Origin of the sequence: Vibrio sp. Vf1514, assembly GCF_052076135.1 — a bacterium.
Lineage (GTDB): Bacteria > Pseudomonadota > Gammaproteobacteria > Enterobacterales > Vibrionaceae > Vibrio > Vibrio furnissii.
Genome location: NZ_CP197268.1, coordinates 863240 through 877885, shown reverse-complemented (window position 1 = coordinate 877885; position 14646 = coordinate 863240). Strand labels below are relative to the sequence as shown.

13 protein-coding genes and 1 pseudogene are annotated in these 14646 nt (G+C 49.7%); 5 read left to right on the top strand and 9 right to left on the bottom strand.

From position 1 onward, the window contains the following. The 6 genes and pseudogenes from ACS18Q_RS19015 to napF all read right to left on the bottom strand — a co-directional run bounded on the left by ACS18Q_RS19015 (position 1) and on the right by napF (position 4575). On the bottom strand, positions 1–135 hold the full coding sequence (locus ACS18Q_RS19015) for a TIGR02808 family protein (RefSeq protein ID WP_004726699.1): 135 nt from the start codon (positions 133–135) through the stop codon (positions 1–3). Positions 136–147: 12 nt separating this feature from the next. Beyond that, positions 148–723 carry a NapC/NirT family cytochrome c gene (locus ACS18Q_RS19010; protein WP_014257386.1) on the bottom strand — a complete coding sequence of 192 codons (576 nt, stop codon included), beginning with the start codon at positions 721–723 and terminating at the stop codon, positions 148–150. Positions 724–753: 30 nt separating this feature from the next. Next, entirely contained in the window at positions 754–1209 is a 456-nt protein-coding gene (locus tag ACS18Q_RS19005) for a nitrate reductase cytochrome c-type subunit (protein WP_004726697.1), read from the bottom strand. A gap of 77 nt (positions 1210–1286) precedes the next feature. Then, positions 1287–3775, bottom strand: a pseudogene (napA, locus tag ACS18Q_RS19000) (periplasmic nitrate reductase subunit alpha). Continuing rightward, positions 3772–4077: a chaperone NapD gene (locus ACS18Q_RS18995; protein WP_004726695.1), complete on the bottom strand. Its 306-nt coding sequence runs from the start codon at positions 4075–4077 to the stop codon at positions 3772–3774. The pseudogene napA and the gene ACS18Q_RS18995 overlap by 4 nt, the downstream one beginning before the upstream one ends. A 15-nt stretch (positions 4078–4092) precedes the next feature. Continuing rightward, a complete protein-coding gene (gene napF / locus ACS18Q_RS18990; RefSeq protein WP_004726694.1) occupies positions 4093–4575 on the bottom strand; it encodes a ferredoxin-type protein NapF in 483 nt (160 codons plus the stop codon). 221 nt (positions 4576–4796) lie between these two features. On the opposite strand from napF, the gene narQ reads away from it, so the two are divergent. Together narQ and ACS18Q_RS18980 are read left to right on the top strand one after the other, a co-directional pair. Next, positions 4797–6554 (top strand): nitrate/nitrite two-component system sensor histidine kinase NarQ, encoded by a 1758-nt coding sequence (gene narQ, locus ACS18Q_RS18985; protein WP_441257674.1) that lies wholly within the window; start codon positions 4797–4799, stop codon positions 6552–6554. Beyond that, positions 6541–7173, top strand: a complete 633-nt coding sequence (locus tag ACS18Q_RS18980; RefSeq protein ID WP_041943412.1) for a response regulator — start codon at positions 6541–6543, stop codon at positions 7171–7173. Before narQ ends, ACS18Q_RS18980 begins: the two co-directional genes overlap by 14 nt. A 108-nt stretch (positions 7174–7281) precedes the next feature. Here the strand turns inward: ACS18Q_RS18980 and dcuC are convergent, their stop codons facing one another. Next, on the bottom strand, positions 7282–8649 hold the full coding sequence (dcuC, locus tag ACS18Q_RS18975) for an anaerobic C4-dicarboxylate transporter DcuC (protein ID WP_041943151.1): 1368 nt from the start codon (positions 8647–8649) through the stop codon (positions 7282–7284). Positions 8650–8944: 295 nt separating this feature from the next. Further along, a complete protein-coding gene (locus tag ACS18Q_RS18970; RefSeq protein ID WP_004728234.1) occupies positions 8945–10066 on the bottom strand; it encodes an acyl-CoA desaturase in 1122 nt (373 codons plus the stop codon). Positions 10067–10229: 163 nt separating this feature from the next. On the opposite strand from ACS18Q_RS18970, the gene ACS18Q_RS18965 reads away from it, so the two are divergent. Next, positions 10230–10760, top strand: coding sequence for a GNAT family N-acetyltransferase (locus tag ACS18Q_RS18965; protein WP_004728232.1), 531 nt, complete (start codon positions 10230–10232; stop codon positions 10758–10760). Between the two features lie 104 nt (positions 10761–10864). After that, the gene (locus ACS18Q_RS18960; protein ID WP_441257673.1) at positions 10865–12034 is read left to right on the top strand and encodes an MFS transporter; all 1170 of its coding nucleotides are present in this window, start codon (positions 10865–10867) and stop codon (positions 12032–12034) included. Positions 12035–12093: 59 nt separating this feature from the next. Here ACS18Q_RS18960 and ACS18Q_RS18955 read toward each other — a convergent pair whose 3' ends face one another. Beyond that, positions 12094–13854, bottom strand: a complete 1761-nt coding sequence (locus tag ACS18Q_RS18955) for a methyl-accepting chemotaxis protein (RefSeq protein WP_158141861.1) — start codon at positions 13852–13854, stop codon at positions 12094–12096. A 141-nt stretch (positions 13855–13995) separates the two neighbouring features. Between ACS18Q_RS18955 and ACS18Q_RS18950 the strand changes: the two genes are divergently transcribed. Next, the gene (locus tag ACS18Q_RS18950) at positions 13996–14589 is read left to right on the top strand and encodes a beta-phosphoglucomutase family hydrolase (RefSeq protein ID WP_014257376.1); all 594 of its coding nucleotides are present in this window, start codon (positions 13996–13998) and stop codon (positions 14587–14589) included. Positions 14590–14646 lie beyond the last annotated feature (57 nt).

Here is a 14646-nt window from a genome sequence, read left to right as displayed (position 1 = left end):
TCACGACTCTTTGTCTTTGGTCAGTGACAGCAGCCAGATGCAGAGCACGGCCACGGCCAAAAATCCACTCAGGATGATCACTGGCATCGCGCTGTAACCCAGAATGTGCCAGATAACAGATTCAAGTGTACTCATGTCATACGCTCCTTATTGCCAGCCTTCAACGCCGTGCATGTCCGGCAGGTTGTGTGCAATACCTTTGTGGCAATCCACACAGGTTTTCTCACCGGAAGCCAGCGCGGTGGAGTGCTGCTTACGGCTGCGCTCGCTTTGCTCTGAAAAATCCATGTACTCAAACTGGTGACAGTTACGACATTCCAACGAATCGTTCTTTTTCAACCGGGCCCATTCCCGCTCGGCCAAATGAGCGCGGCGAGCTTGGAATTTTTCCGGTGTATCGATGGTGCCGAGCATATGGGCGAAGACTTCTTTGGAAGCCTGCACTTTACGCACAATTTTGTCTGTCCACTGATGCGGAACGTGACAATCTGAACAGATGGCGCGCACACCGGAACGGTTCGAATAGTGAATCGTTTCCTGAATTTCAGCCACGATAGGTGCGTGACAGCCCGAACAAAACTCTTCGGTGTTGGTCACTTCCATGCCTGTGTTAAATGCGCCCCAAAACAGAAGACCACCGATGAATCCCATAAACAGAACCACACCAACGGCGGCTTTGCTTGGGCGGGTAAGTCTTTCCCAAAACGCTTTTAGTAGTTTCATAAATCGCCTCTTAAAGTATGCGGTGCCTGATTAGCGAAGCGAGTTAACGCGTTCAAACTCATTTTGAATCAGAGGTTTGGCCTCTGCCTGAGGAACGTGGCATTGCAAACAGAAGTAGCGGCGTGGCGAGACATCCGCTAACACGGCGTCTTCACGGTTGATAAAGTGAGTCACGCTGATTTTGGTTGCACCCATCTCTTTGGCATTTTTCCAACTGTGGCACGACAGACACTTGTTGGCATTGAGCGACACTTCGTAGTTGCGAATATTGTGTGGAATCAATGGTGGTTGATACACGTAATCGCTGTCGAAGGCCTGTTCACGCGGGTATTTTTTCATCTCATCGGCTGGGCGAGTGGATTCAATCAGGGTTGCGCCCCGCAGTGATTCAACACCACCTACACCCCCTGGATTATCGAGTTCAGCTTGCGCAACTCCGGTGATGAGAGCACCGACAGACAGCAGTGCAATAAGTAATTTTTTCATTGTTCATTCTCCGCCTAATGGCTCAATTCCTGACTGGGGCAGCAGCAAACGGCTGCCCCGAACATTCTGTTAACGGCTTACGCCACTTTGGTGATCTTGACCGGACACTTCTTAAAGTCGGTTTGTTTCGACAGGGGATCCGTCGCATCAAGAATCAGTTTGTTAATCAGAATGCGCGCGTCAAAGAACGGCACAAACACCAGACCTTTTGGCGGCTTGTTACGGCCCCGAGTCTCTACGCGGGCGCGCACTTCACCGCGTTTATTGGCAATCACCACTTCATCGCCACGTCGCAAGCCACGCGCTTGTGCATCGTCGTGATGCATGAAGCAGACTGCATCTGGGAACGCTTTGTACAGCTCAGGTACGCGGCGAGTCATGGTGCCGGTGTGCCAATGTTCCAGCACACGGCCAGTACAGAGCCATAAGTCGAATTCTTCGTCCGGCACTTCCGGTGGCGCTTCGTAAGGCGAAGAGATAATCCACGCTTTGCCGTCTGGTTTGCCGTAGAAGTCCCAGCCGCTGCCTTTTTTCGCATAAGGATCCGAGCCTTCTTTAAAGCGCCATTGGGTCTCTTTGCCATTCACGACAGGCCAGCGCAGGCCACGCACGGTGTGGTACACATCGTAAGGTGCTAAATCGTGACCATGGCCGCGCCCAAAGCTCGCATACTCTTCGAACAGACCTTTTTGCACGTAGTAGCCGAAGTGGTGCGCATCATCGTTTAGCTCACGTGCTTCAGCGATTGGGAACTGGTCACTTGACCGTTGCGAAACAGCATGTCGTACATGGTTTTGCCACGGTATTCTGGGGATTTAGCCAAAAGCTCTTCTGGCCAAACGTCTTCCATTTTGAAGCGTTTGGAGAATTCCATGACTTGCCACAGATCCGATTTCGCTTCACCCACGGTTTTCACCTGTTGGTACCACGCTTGCGTGCGGCGTTCCGCGTTACCGTAAGCGCCTTCTTTTTCCACCCACATCGCGGTTGGCAGAATCAAGTCGGCGGCTTGCGCAGTCACTGTTGGATACGGGTCAGACACCACGATGAAGTTCTCTGGGTTACGATAACCTGGCAAACGCTCTTCGTTGATGTTCGGGCCAGCTTGCATGTTGTTGTTACATTGCACCCAGTAACAGTTCAATACGCTGTCTTTCAACATGCGGTCTTGCAGCACGGCGTGGAAGCCCGGTTTTGGCGGAATCGTGCCTTCTGGCAGTTTCCAAATTTTCTCGGCGATTTGGCGGTGTTTCGGGTTGGCAACCACCATGTCTGCAGGCAGGCGGTGTGCAAATGTACCGACTTCGCGCGCAGTACCACACGCTGACGGTTGGCCTGTCAGTGAGAATGGGCTGTTGCCCGGTGTGGCAATTTTACCAGTCAGCAAGTGTAGGTTGTACACTAGGCTTTGCATCCATACACCACGGGTGTGTTGGTTCATCCCCATGGTCCACAGTGACATCACTTTGGTGTTTGGATCGGCATACTGTTTTGCCAATGTGATCAGTTTTTCAACGCTCACACCAGACATTTCAGACGCTTTTTCAGCCGTGTATTCCGCTACCGATTTTTTGTATTCTTCAAACGAAATGTTGGTCATGTCGCCGGAGTTCGCGTTTTTCGCTTTTTTCTGCAGCGGGTGATCATCACGTAGACCATAACCAATATCAGTCACGGCTTGTTTGAAGTGCGTGTACTTGTTCACGAAGTCCCAGTTCACGGCATCGTTTTGAATGATGTAGTTCGCGATGAAGTTGGCGATCGCTAAATCAGACTGAGGATGGAAAATGTAACCGTGATCCGCCAATTCAAAAGAACGATGGTAGTAAGTCGACAGCACATTCACTTTAACGTGCGGATGGCTCAAGCGACGGTCCGTGATACGTGTCCACAGCACTGGGTGCATTTCGGCCATGTTTGAACCCCACAGCACAAAAGCGTCTGCGTTTTCAAAGTCATCGTAACAACCCATCGGTTCATCGATACCAAAGGTACGCATAAAGCCGACAACTGCAGATGCCATACAGTGACGTGCGTTCGGGTCGATGTTGTTTGAACGGAAGCCTGCTTTCATCATTTTCGCAGCGGCATAACCTTCCATCACCGTCCATTGACCTGAGCCAAACATCCCAACGCTGGTCGGGCCTTTTTTCTTCAGCGAGGCTTTCCATTTTTCTGCCATCACATCAAAAGCCATATCCCAAGAGACGGGGGTGAAGTCGCCGTCTTTGCTGTATTGGCCATTTTTCATGCGCAGCAGGGGCTGAGTCAGACGATCCTGACCGTACATGATTTTCGAGAGGAAGTAGCCTTTGATGCAGTTCAGACCTTTGTTGACGGGTGCTTCCGGGTCACCTTGCGTGGCCACAACGCGGCCATCTTGCGTGCCGACCAACACAGAACAGCCGGTACCACAGAAACGACAAGGTGCTTTGTCCCAGGTGATTTTGGTTTGGTCTGAGCTGGCAATCAGGTTGGTCGCAGAGGCTGGCAGAGTGATCCCCGCTACCGCCGCCGCTGATGCTGCCGCGTTTGCTTTCACAAACGCACGTCTTGTCATTTTCATACTTCACCCTCGAGTTGGGAATGTTGATTTCCAGTGTCTGAATCTAAGTCGTCCAGATTTGTTTCGATTTGGTGATACACCAGAACCGCGCTCAGGACGTTTGGCAAGTTGTTGATGGCATCAATCGTGTCGGTGACAAACCCCTGGTTCTGAGTTTCCAGCACCACCACAATTTTGCCTTCCGGACTGTCGCCGTAAATTTCTGCGTTCTCGAATTGTTCGATCTGCGCTTTCACGGTCGCTAAATGCTCGGGAAGGGCATGTACCACTAAACTTGAAATGTGCACTTCATTGAGTGACATACTTTTCTCTCGTTATTATTCAATATTGCTCACACTGATGGCTGATGTGGGGCAGAGCGATACACACGCGCCGCAGCCAGTACATTCATCAAGGTGGATCATCGGCTGTGCAACCTGTCCGGCTTGCAGCTGGAACTGAATGGCCATTGGGTCGCAGGTTTCGCCGCAGCTTCGACACTCGACGTTCTGCTTAGCCAGGCATTGGTCGTTGATGGCGGCTTTGGCCTGCCATGCGGTGTCGGTTTGCGGTAAAAAAATCGGTTCTGGGCAAACTTCTGCACATTGGTAACAGAAGGTGCATTCATCAATTTGAAAATCGACCGTAGGAAACCCGCCGTCGCCATTGACGATGATGCTCATCTCACAGGCGTCGCGGCAGCGGCCGCAGCGCGTGCAATCGTCGATAAACGCCGCTGGATTGGCTATCCAAGGCAAGCGCACCTTTGAGCTATCGACGGCGCGGCGTGCAAACAAACGTCGTTTGGAAAGATCTACCACTGAATTCACCCAGCATGCTGAAAGAGTATTAATAAAGCGTAGTTCACAATTTTTATTAATAAACTGTCATTTATTCATACACAAATTGTAGTTTTTGTCATATTTGTATAAATACCCCTTAGGGGTTAATTGGGATGGAATATTGTTTTGGATCAATAAATTCGAGCGAGTATGATCACATATTGATACCATGGTGAAAAAGCTAGGCTAGAGCATTCAAAATGCGTGTAAAACGCACGGTTGGGGACGATGAATTGGGAAAACGAGTCGAAAAATCGGTAACCAGCACGATTGCAAAGTCGATGTTGTTGATTTTATTACTTTCGATTGCGACGACTGGCTTTGCCATCATCACTCTGGCTTCTTCGCTTAACGATGCAGAAGCCGTGAACGTGGCGGGTTCAATGCGGATGCAGAGCTACCGCCTCGCGCACGACATTCAATCCCAATCTGTCAATTATGCCGAACACATCGCCGCGTTTGAGCATTCACTTTATTCGCCATCGATGAAGGCGTTGCAAAAGTGGAACGTGCCTGCGGACATCACCCATGATTACTACACCTTGATCGCGCGCTGGCACGAGCTAAAACAGGTTTTACGCAGCGATGACAACCGCGACTACTTGACGCTGGTGGCGGGCTTTGTCAGCCAGATCGACAGTTTTGTCTTCAAGTTACAACGTTTTTCGGAGCAGAAGCTCATCAACCTCGCTTGCGTCGGTGGCCTTGGATTAGGCGCGGTGCTCTTCATTTCAATGTTTGTCATTCATTACATTCGCAAAGAGGTCGTGCGCCCACTCAGAGCATTGGTGGTCGCGAGCGAACAGATCCAGAATCGCGAGTTTGATATTGCACTCAGTACCAATAGCCAAAATGAGCTGGGCATTTTGACGCGCACTTTTAATGTGATGGCGGGCGAGTTGGGTAAGTTGTATCGCGGCTTGGAACAGGCCGTGAATGAGAAAACGCGCAAGTTGCAACACGCCAACCAGTCGTTACGCGTGCTGTATGACTCATCGCAAGAGCTGACTGCATCGCGCATCAGTCAAGATAACTTTCAGGCAATTTTAAAACACATTGTCAGCATTGAAGGCATCACGGCGGCGCAACTGGAAATTGAAGAAGTGGCGGGCAAAGGTTTGCTGCTCACCGAAGGTCACTTCTGTGGCGAAAATTCGAACCTTCAACCGCTTATGCTCGATGGCATCCCTCTTGGACAGTTGCATTGGGAAGCGGGCTTGCCATGTCCGGATAAAGCGCTGATCGACAACTTTGTGCAGATCCTTTCGCGCGCCGTGTATTACAATCGCGCGCAGAAAAATGCAGAGCAACTGTTGTTGATGGAAGAACGCGCCACCATCGCGCGTGAATTGCACGACTCCTTAGCACAATCGCTCTCTTACCTCAAAATTCAGGTGTCGTTGCTCAAACGCGTGATCGGCAAGCTGGAGCACAATCAATACTCCGAGAAAACTGATGAGATCATCATCGATATTGATCAAGGACTATCCGGTGCCTACACGCAATTGCGTGAATTGTTGACCACATTCCGTCTGACCATTCGAGAGGGTAACTTTGGTCAGGCGTTAATCGAAATGCTCCACCAACTGGGGGAGCAAACGAGCGCAGAGATTGTGCTCGACAACAACCTGTCGTCGATGGCGCTGGATGCGCATCAGCAGGTGCATTTAATACAACTGATTCGTGAAGCCACCATCAATGCGATTAAGCATGCGGATGCGACGCGGATCAGCATCAAATGTAACGAAAGCGATGGTGACGTCGTGGTGACGATTGAAGACGATGGCGTGGGCTTTGAGCACAGCAATGCCAAATTGAATCACTACGGAATGAGCATCATGCAGGAACGAGCCGCCCGACTGAACGGCGAGCTGACGATTGATGCGTCGCCGGAAACGGGCTGTAAAGTCACACTCAAATACACACGATCGAAGGATACACATGTTGACGAAATGTAGAGTAATGCTGGTGGATGATCATCCTTTGATGCGCAGAGGAATCAACCAGCTGTTAAGTTTAGAAGACGAATTTGACGTGGTCGCCGAGGCCAGCAATGGTGCCGATGCCATTGCGTTGGCCCATGAAGTGGAACCGGACATGATTCTGCTCGACCTGAACATGAAGGGCATGTCTGGTTTAGATACGCTCAAAGCGCTGCGCACTGATGGCTCCAGCGCGACCATTGTGATCCTGACGGTGTCTGACAGCGCGGCAGATATTGAGGCGATTGTACGTGCCGGTGCCGATGGCTACTTACTGAAAGACACCGAGCCTGATCAACTGGTTGAACTACTCAAAGAAGCGGTGCATGGCAATAAAGCCTACAGCGATGTGGTGGCTGCGTATCTACGCGATCGCCAAGATCAACAAGATGTGTTTGATTTACTGACGGATCGGGAAGCGCAGATCTTGGGTGAAGTGGCGAAAGGGTATCGCAACAAGCAAATCGCCGACCGCCTGTTTATCTCAGAATCGACCGTGAAAGTTCACATGAAGAGTTTACTGAAAAAACTGCGTGTGCCTTCTCGCACCGCCGCGACCGTCCTGTTTCTAGAACGTTACGGCGATCTCAAATAATCCTTTTCAATTTCCCATGTTCGAGATGAAAAAAGGGCGCTGATATCAGCGCCCTTTGTATATTTGATTTGAAACCCGCCAGTGAACACGGCGGGCTCTTTGTTGAGATTATGCGTACATAGGAACCAGCACCATGGTGCCGACGATCACGGTGATTAGACCTGCCAGAACCGGTACAGAAGTACGTTTAACCACTTCAAATGGGCTGATGTGGCCCATACCTGACGTTGCAACCACCACGCCTGAAACCGGAGAAATGGTACGACCTAGGTTCGAGGCTTGTAGCATTGGGATGATCAGGAACGCGGGGTTGATACCCATTTTGGCTGCCAGTGACGGTGCCAGTTCAACGAACGCGTAGAATGGCGCGTTACCAGAACCGGTTGCAATTGCAGCTGCAACGGTCAGACCGGTTAGGATCAGCATCAGTGCCATGCCGCCAGCGCCCGCTGTTTCAGCAAGGTGCAGCAAGTTATCAATGGCGCCAATCGACATCAGGCCTTGAGCGAACACGCCCGCCGCAACCAACAACATCACCACGCCTTTGAATGCATCGGCCATGCCGTCGTAACACGCTTCGAGGTCTTCCAGTGTTTCTCTGCCTTTAAAACGTTTGGTGACGAAATCAACCAACGCGCCGATGAAGATCGACAGCACCACAATGGTGTAGATATCTAGGTAGAGACCTTCGATGGTTTCACCGTTGAACAAGAACACGCCAATGATTGGCAAGAATGGCAGCGCTGCGTAGTAGGCAGGGGCATTCACTTCAATCTCTGAAACGTCAATGCGTTCCATCGGGGTGTTGTCTTTCTTATCCAGGTATTTGTTCCAGAAGAACGCCGCTACCGCCATCACGATAATGGCGCAAATTGAGACGGGTAGAACCGTTTCAACAGCAAATACGTGTAGAGGCAGGCCAGATTTCTCCGCTGCAATCACTACGTCACCAGACGTTGGCGACAAAATGATCGCCGCAGGTGAAGCACACACCGCGACCGCCGCTGGGCGAGAAATCCCCATGGCTGTCATCATTGGGAACAGCGTTGCCATCAACAGCACGCCAAGGCCAGTTGCAGAGCTCACTGCCAGAGACATCAAACACGCCACAATGTAAGCCGCAACCAACAGGATGTAAGGCGAGTTAATGACAGACAGTGGTTTTGAGAACTGTTTTACCACCACATTGTTTGCGCCAATGTGCGTCATGTAAGACGCAAAACCACACAGCAGCATGATTTGCATACCCAGACCGCCGCCACGGTACTGCAGCATGTATTTCACGTATTCCAGCGAGTCGGTCAGCATGTTGCCGGTTGACGTCATTTTAGCGGGCAATACGGTGTGACCAAGCACGCCGGTTAGTAGCAGTAACACAATCCCTGCGGTCAGCAGAACACCCGCAGGTTTGTAGCCTTTTACGATGAAGTAACCTACTACAATCGTAACCACCACACCTATGAAGAGCTCGAGCATGTTTGTCTCCAATCAATTATTTTGAGTTGTCAAAAAGTATGTCAATGTATGACAGGGAATTTACTGAAAACTGCCCTGTAGCACGAGTTCAACTTGAGCTTCTCATGATCTAAAACAAACAAAACTGTTAATTAGTTTTACGGAGTAAAATTCTGTTGAATTAAATACACATTAGCGGTAAATGCCGTGTTAAATGAATTGCTCAGTGTTATTGAATGGCTTGTCGATTCAATTACGGGCGCGAAAGGCATAAAAAAAGTGACGTTGAAACGTCACTTTTTTAGTATTTTTGAGTTTATGCGTATTGAGCAACCGTTTGCTGCCAACGTTGTCGTTTTTCCATCAATTCTGTTTTTACAGATTGATAACGTGCTTTGAGCACCGAATGTTCATAACGCTTTAGCGCTGAACTCTTCTTGCTTTCCAACAGTTGTTTTTTCACATCGTAGTAATTGTGCAGTTCGTGAATAAACGCATCAAACTCCGCTTGAACATTGGCCAGAATCAACAGGTGATTCGGCAGCAACGCCACGCGTTCGGTGGCATATTTCAAGCTCATCTCCGCACGCGCTTTTTCGATTTTAATCGCCGGTGCAGTACGCAGCTTCTTCGCCAAGCCAAGCCACGCGCAGGTCTTGATCAACCATTTGGTTGGGTCGTATTGCCACCAATAAATGCCGTTGCGATAGTCATTTTCAAAAATATGGTGGTAATTGTGGTAACCCTCGCCAAAGGTGAAAAAGGCCAAGATACCGTTATCACGCGCCGTATTTTTGTTGGTGTAAGGCTGTTTGCCCCAAATGTGTGCCAGCGAGTTAATAAAGAATGTGGTGTGATGATTCAGCACCAAACGCACTGCGCCAACAATCAACAACATGCCCCAAACATCGTTGTAGTACCAACCCAGCGCAATCGGGACACCGAAGTTCATCAGCAGTGCCAATGGGACATAAAAGCGATGTTGCCACATCACAATCTTATCTTTGTGCAGATCGCGGCAGTTGCTGTAATCGTCATACGTGGCGGGGTGATAATCTCTTAACATCCAGCCCATATGTGAAAACCAGAACCCGCGCTTGGCCGAGTAAGGATCTTTGTCATTTTGATCGACAAACTTGTGGTGCACGCGGTGATCCGATGCCCAATGCAGAGCACTGTTTTGTACCGCGAACGCGCCACCCAGTGCGCACAAGAAACGCACGGACCAGTGTGCTTCAAACGCTTTGTGAGACCACAGGCGATGATACCCGGTTGTAATGGATAAATTGCAAAACGAAAAGCAGACAATGAGCCAGATCAGATGCTCCCATCCATAGCCGTTCTGCCAGCCATACCAAGGCGCGACAACAGCGGCCAGAACGAAACTCACGGTGAAGATCGTGATGTTCAACCAAATTAAAGGCGGTTTATTTGCCATGTAAAGTTCCTTTAGGCTTACAACTGTGCGCCAGAATATCAGCGAACACGTGTAAGTCAAATATGTTTAGCTGAATTGTGATCAGAATGTTTTGCGTTTTTTCTCGAAATGCATAGTATGAAGAGTGCTTAAAAAGCCGACAGGAAGTTGTAAGGACTATTAAATGGAAATTAAGGTAGCTGAATATAGCGATTTTGAGCGAATTGCCCATCTGCATGCACTGAGTTGGCAGATCAATTACGCGAATATTTTGGACAAAGATTATCTCGACAATGAGGCACTGCAAGACCGTTTGTTGATCTGGCAAACGCGCCTCACCAATCCTCCTTTCAATCAACATATTCTGCTTATAGAAGATGAAGGCGTGTTGTGCGGCTTTATCTGTGCCTTTGGCAATCACGATTTTGAAAAAGGTACCATCATTGAATCGCTACATATGGCCCCCCAATACCGCGGTCGCGGATTAGGGCGTCTGCTGGTGAAAGAGATGGCGGTTTGGATTGAACGCTATTTCCCAGACCATGGGGTGTATTTGGAAGTGTTGGAGCAGAATCAGCAGGCGATTGATTTTTACGATCACATTGGCGGGGAATTGCTGACCGAAAAAATGTGGCATGCTCCCGGTGGCGGCGAAGTGCCTGAACGGGTTTACAGCTGGAAAACACCCAAAGCCTTGATGACGGCGATGGACTAAAAACAAGGAACGAAAGAAAAGGGCGAATAGCCCTTTTTTTCTTGGCGTTGAATGCCATGGCGCATTCTGGTGTAGTAACCCGATTCAACGGAAAGGGATGAATCATGAACCGCAACGTGTGGCTGTTATCTTTGTGTCAGGCACTTTTAATGACAGGCAATATCCTGCTCATTTCAGTGATTGGTTTGATTGGAAAAGTGATTGCGCCAAGCAGCAGTATGATCACGTTGCCCGTTGCGCTGCAATTTCTCGGCTTAATGTCGGCGACCATTCCGGCGTCGTTGATCATGGGGAAATTGGGCCGTCGATTGGGTTTTAGCATTGGCAACAGCGTGGGCATTGTTGGGGCGTCATTGGCGACTTACGCGCTCTATCAACAAGCGTTTTGGCTGTTTTGTGTCGCGACATTTCTGCTGGGGATCGGCATTGGTTTCGGCACGCTGTATCGCTTTGCGGCCATTGAAGTGTGCGATGCGCATCTTCGCCATCGCGCCATTTCGGTGTCCATGGCCGGTGGCGTATTGGCTGCCGTGCTGGGGCCAAACTTGGCGATTTTGTCACAACGCTGGAGCGACGGTGGGTTGTACATCGGTGCATTTGCCGCGTTGATTGGTTTGAACCTATTGGCGCTGATACTGCTGCAAACCATTCAGTTTCCTAAGCCCATCCATCATGAATCGCAACCTTCGACCGATAAACTGTCGGTGATCGCCAAAGGCCCAAACTTTAAAGCGTCTGTTTTTGCGGCGATGGTGTCGTATGCGGTGATGAATATTCTGATGACCGCGACGCCGCTGGCGATGATTGGTTGCGGGTTTGATTTCACCAAAGCGGCCGGCGTGATTGAGTGGCATGTGCTCGGCATGTTCGTACCGGCATTTTTCACTGGTCGTTTGATTGAAAAATTCGGGCCGCAGCGCATGATCCTGGCCGGTGGATTACTGTTTATTCTGTGCATCACCATCAACATTCATGGTCAGTCGATTTGGCATTTTCGCGCGGCGTTGGTGCTGCTCGGTGTGGGATGGAACTTCATGTTCATCGCGGCAACCGGATTGTTCAGTCAATCTTATCAAGAGCACAACAAACCCAAAGCGCAGGCCTTCAATGAATTTTCCGTATTCAGTTGCGTGACGTTGACTGCGCTGCTGTCGGGCTGGCTCGAATCGACGGTCGGTTGGCGGTCGCTCAATCTTTATGTGTTGCCGTTTGTGTTGGTCGTGATTGGCATTTTTGCGCTGCATGCAAAGAACAGTCGCCTCGCTGTCAATTAAGCGTGCCGTGAATAGAAAAAGCCCGGTCAAACCGGGCTTTGTTATCTTTGTGAGGGCTGTTATCGCGTTTGAAACTCAGACACCGCTTCGTCCATTTGGCGTGCTTGCTGCGACACGCTATCGACTTCAGACAACACTTCCTGCGCCGAATGCATGTTGTTTTCTGAAATGGTATTGAGTTCAGCAATCGAACCACTGACCTGATTCATCACAATGCCTTGCTCTTCAATCGCGGACGCAATGCGTTCCGAGTTGGCTTGGATAGTCGACATGTCATGGATGATTTGGCGCAAGCTTTCATCCAACTGATGCGACGCGTGCAGGGTTTCTTGGCCTTGCGCGTTGCATTGGTCGATGTCACTAATCACCAAATTCATTTGTGATTGAATTGCAGACACCACTTTGGTGATTTCTTCGGTGGATTGATGGGTTCGTGTTGCCAGTGAACGCACTTCGTCGGCCACCACCGCAAATCCGCGGCCTTGTTCACCCGCGCGCGCCGCTTCGATCGCCGCATTTAAAGCTAGCAGATTGGTTTGCTCTGCGATGCTTTGAATGATGGTGACCGCGCCGCCAATTTTTTCAACGTGATCGTTGAGTGAGGCAATCGACTGTTGGCTCGATTGCAAAGTACTGGACAATTGATCGATGTTTTTCAGTGTCGACTCGACCACATTGCGGCCATTCTCGGCATTGTTCACCGCTTGTTGCACGCCTTCGGCGGCCACGTTGGTGCTTTCAGATATCTCACCAATGGTTGCCACCATTTCTTGTACCGAGGTTGCCATCATGGTGGTGTGATCGGCTTGCACGTAGAACTGGTTAATCACCTCTTCGAGTTCATTGTGCATGCTGGTGGTACTGCTGGTGAGCTGGTGTGATTTGGCTTGAGAGCCGGAAATCAACTCTTCGAATTTGTCCAACAGTTGGTTGAAATAGGTGCCGATTGAGGTGAGTTCGTCGCGACCTTTCAGATCGGCGCGCAAGCCGATGTTGTTGGTGCTGGAGATTTTCTGCATGACCGTCAATAAGCGTTGCACCTGCACGTTGATCGAGCGAGAGATCTGCCAGATGAAGGCAACGATGATGAGCACGACCAAGGCCGTCACAATCTGTTTGATGAGGTCGAGTTCAGCGCGCATTTTGCTGACTTCAGACACCAAGGTTTCTGAAAAGGTTTTGAATTGTTCTTCAACGTTGTGCGATAGGCTGCGGGTGTTCCCCAAAAAGCCTTCGTTGTAGGCCAAGCCAATTTGCTTTTCTTGCTGCACGATAGCTTGAGCGGCTTTCGCCAGTGCCGGATATTGGCGAGTGACGGGTGAGTCAATCATCTGGCCAGCTTTGACTGCCTCGTCAAACGTGTCGAGTGCGAGCAACATTTCGGCATCGACGCCTTTCGATGCGTCAGCGAGTAGGGCATGGTAATTTGTCCACATGCCTGACTTATCGCTCAGGCCAAGCACTTGGTAACCATTGACCAGTTGCTCAAAGCCGCCTTTGTATTTGATCAGATCGGACTTTAACGCGGCGGAAGAGGCCAGTTGATGATCATTGAGGATCACGGACAGTTCCGCTTCCATCGTGAGGAATCGTTCGCTGTTGTCTTTGAAAGTCTCCAGATATTTAGCATCTTTTCTGAGCAAAAAGTCTTTTTCATTACGACGCATGTTGAGTAGACGGATTTCCAGTTTATCCACGAGACCAATCGCAGCGGATAGTTCGTTGGTTTGACGGGCAAAGTGTGTTGTGGTTATCACCAATGAGAGAATACCCATGACGGCGATAAAACCCAATAAATAAAGCTTCTGTTTAATATTCATATGCTGACCAATGAATGAGATATATTGATAAATGTAATTATTATTCGTGAAGTTTAGATGGCAATTGCATCGCCAGCAATAATTAATAGAATGGGTTGTGTAAGGCTCATTCCATCTTTAGCACAGTCATATGGAGTTTTTATGAACTTAGAGCGCTATAAGGGGCTGATTTTTGATATGGACGGTACGTTGATCGACACCATGCCGGCCCATATCGAAGCTTGGCGCGCGACGGCAGAATTTTATGATTTCCCATTTGAAGCCACGTGGCTCAACAGTTTGGGGGGCATGCCGAGTTTTAAGATTGTTGGCGAGATCAACCGCAAATTTGGCACCAATTTACTGGCCAAAGAGGTGGCTGAATACAAAATGCAGGCGTTTTCTGCATTAGATGACAAAGGGGAGTTGATCCCGGCAACTTACGCCGTGTTTCAAGATTGCCTCGGCAATAAAAAAATGGCGATAGGCACCGGCAGCCAAAGACAAAGCGCCGAGACCTTACTGGCTCGCGTGGGAGTGCTGGATAAGCTTGATGCCGTGGTGACAGCGACCGATGTTGAAAACCACAAACCGCACCCCGAAACGTTCTTGCGTGCGTGTGATTTGATTGGTCTCTCTCCAAGTGAGTGCGTGGTGTTTGAAGACACCGAGTTAGGCAAACAAGCGGCGCACGCTGGCGGAATGGATTGCATCATGGTTACCGAAACCGGCTTACAGTTTTTCCCGCTGCCATAATTCGCGAGCGTTTCCATCGCTTATCGATTTAACCCATCATCGATAAAGAAAAAGAGC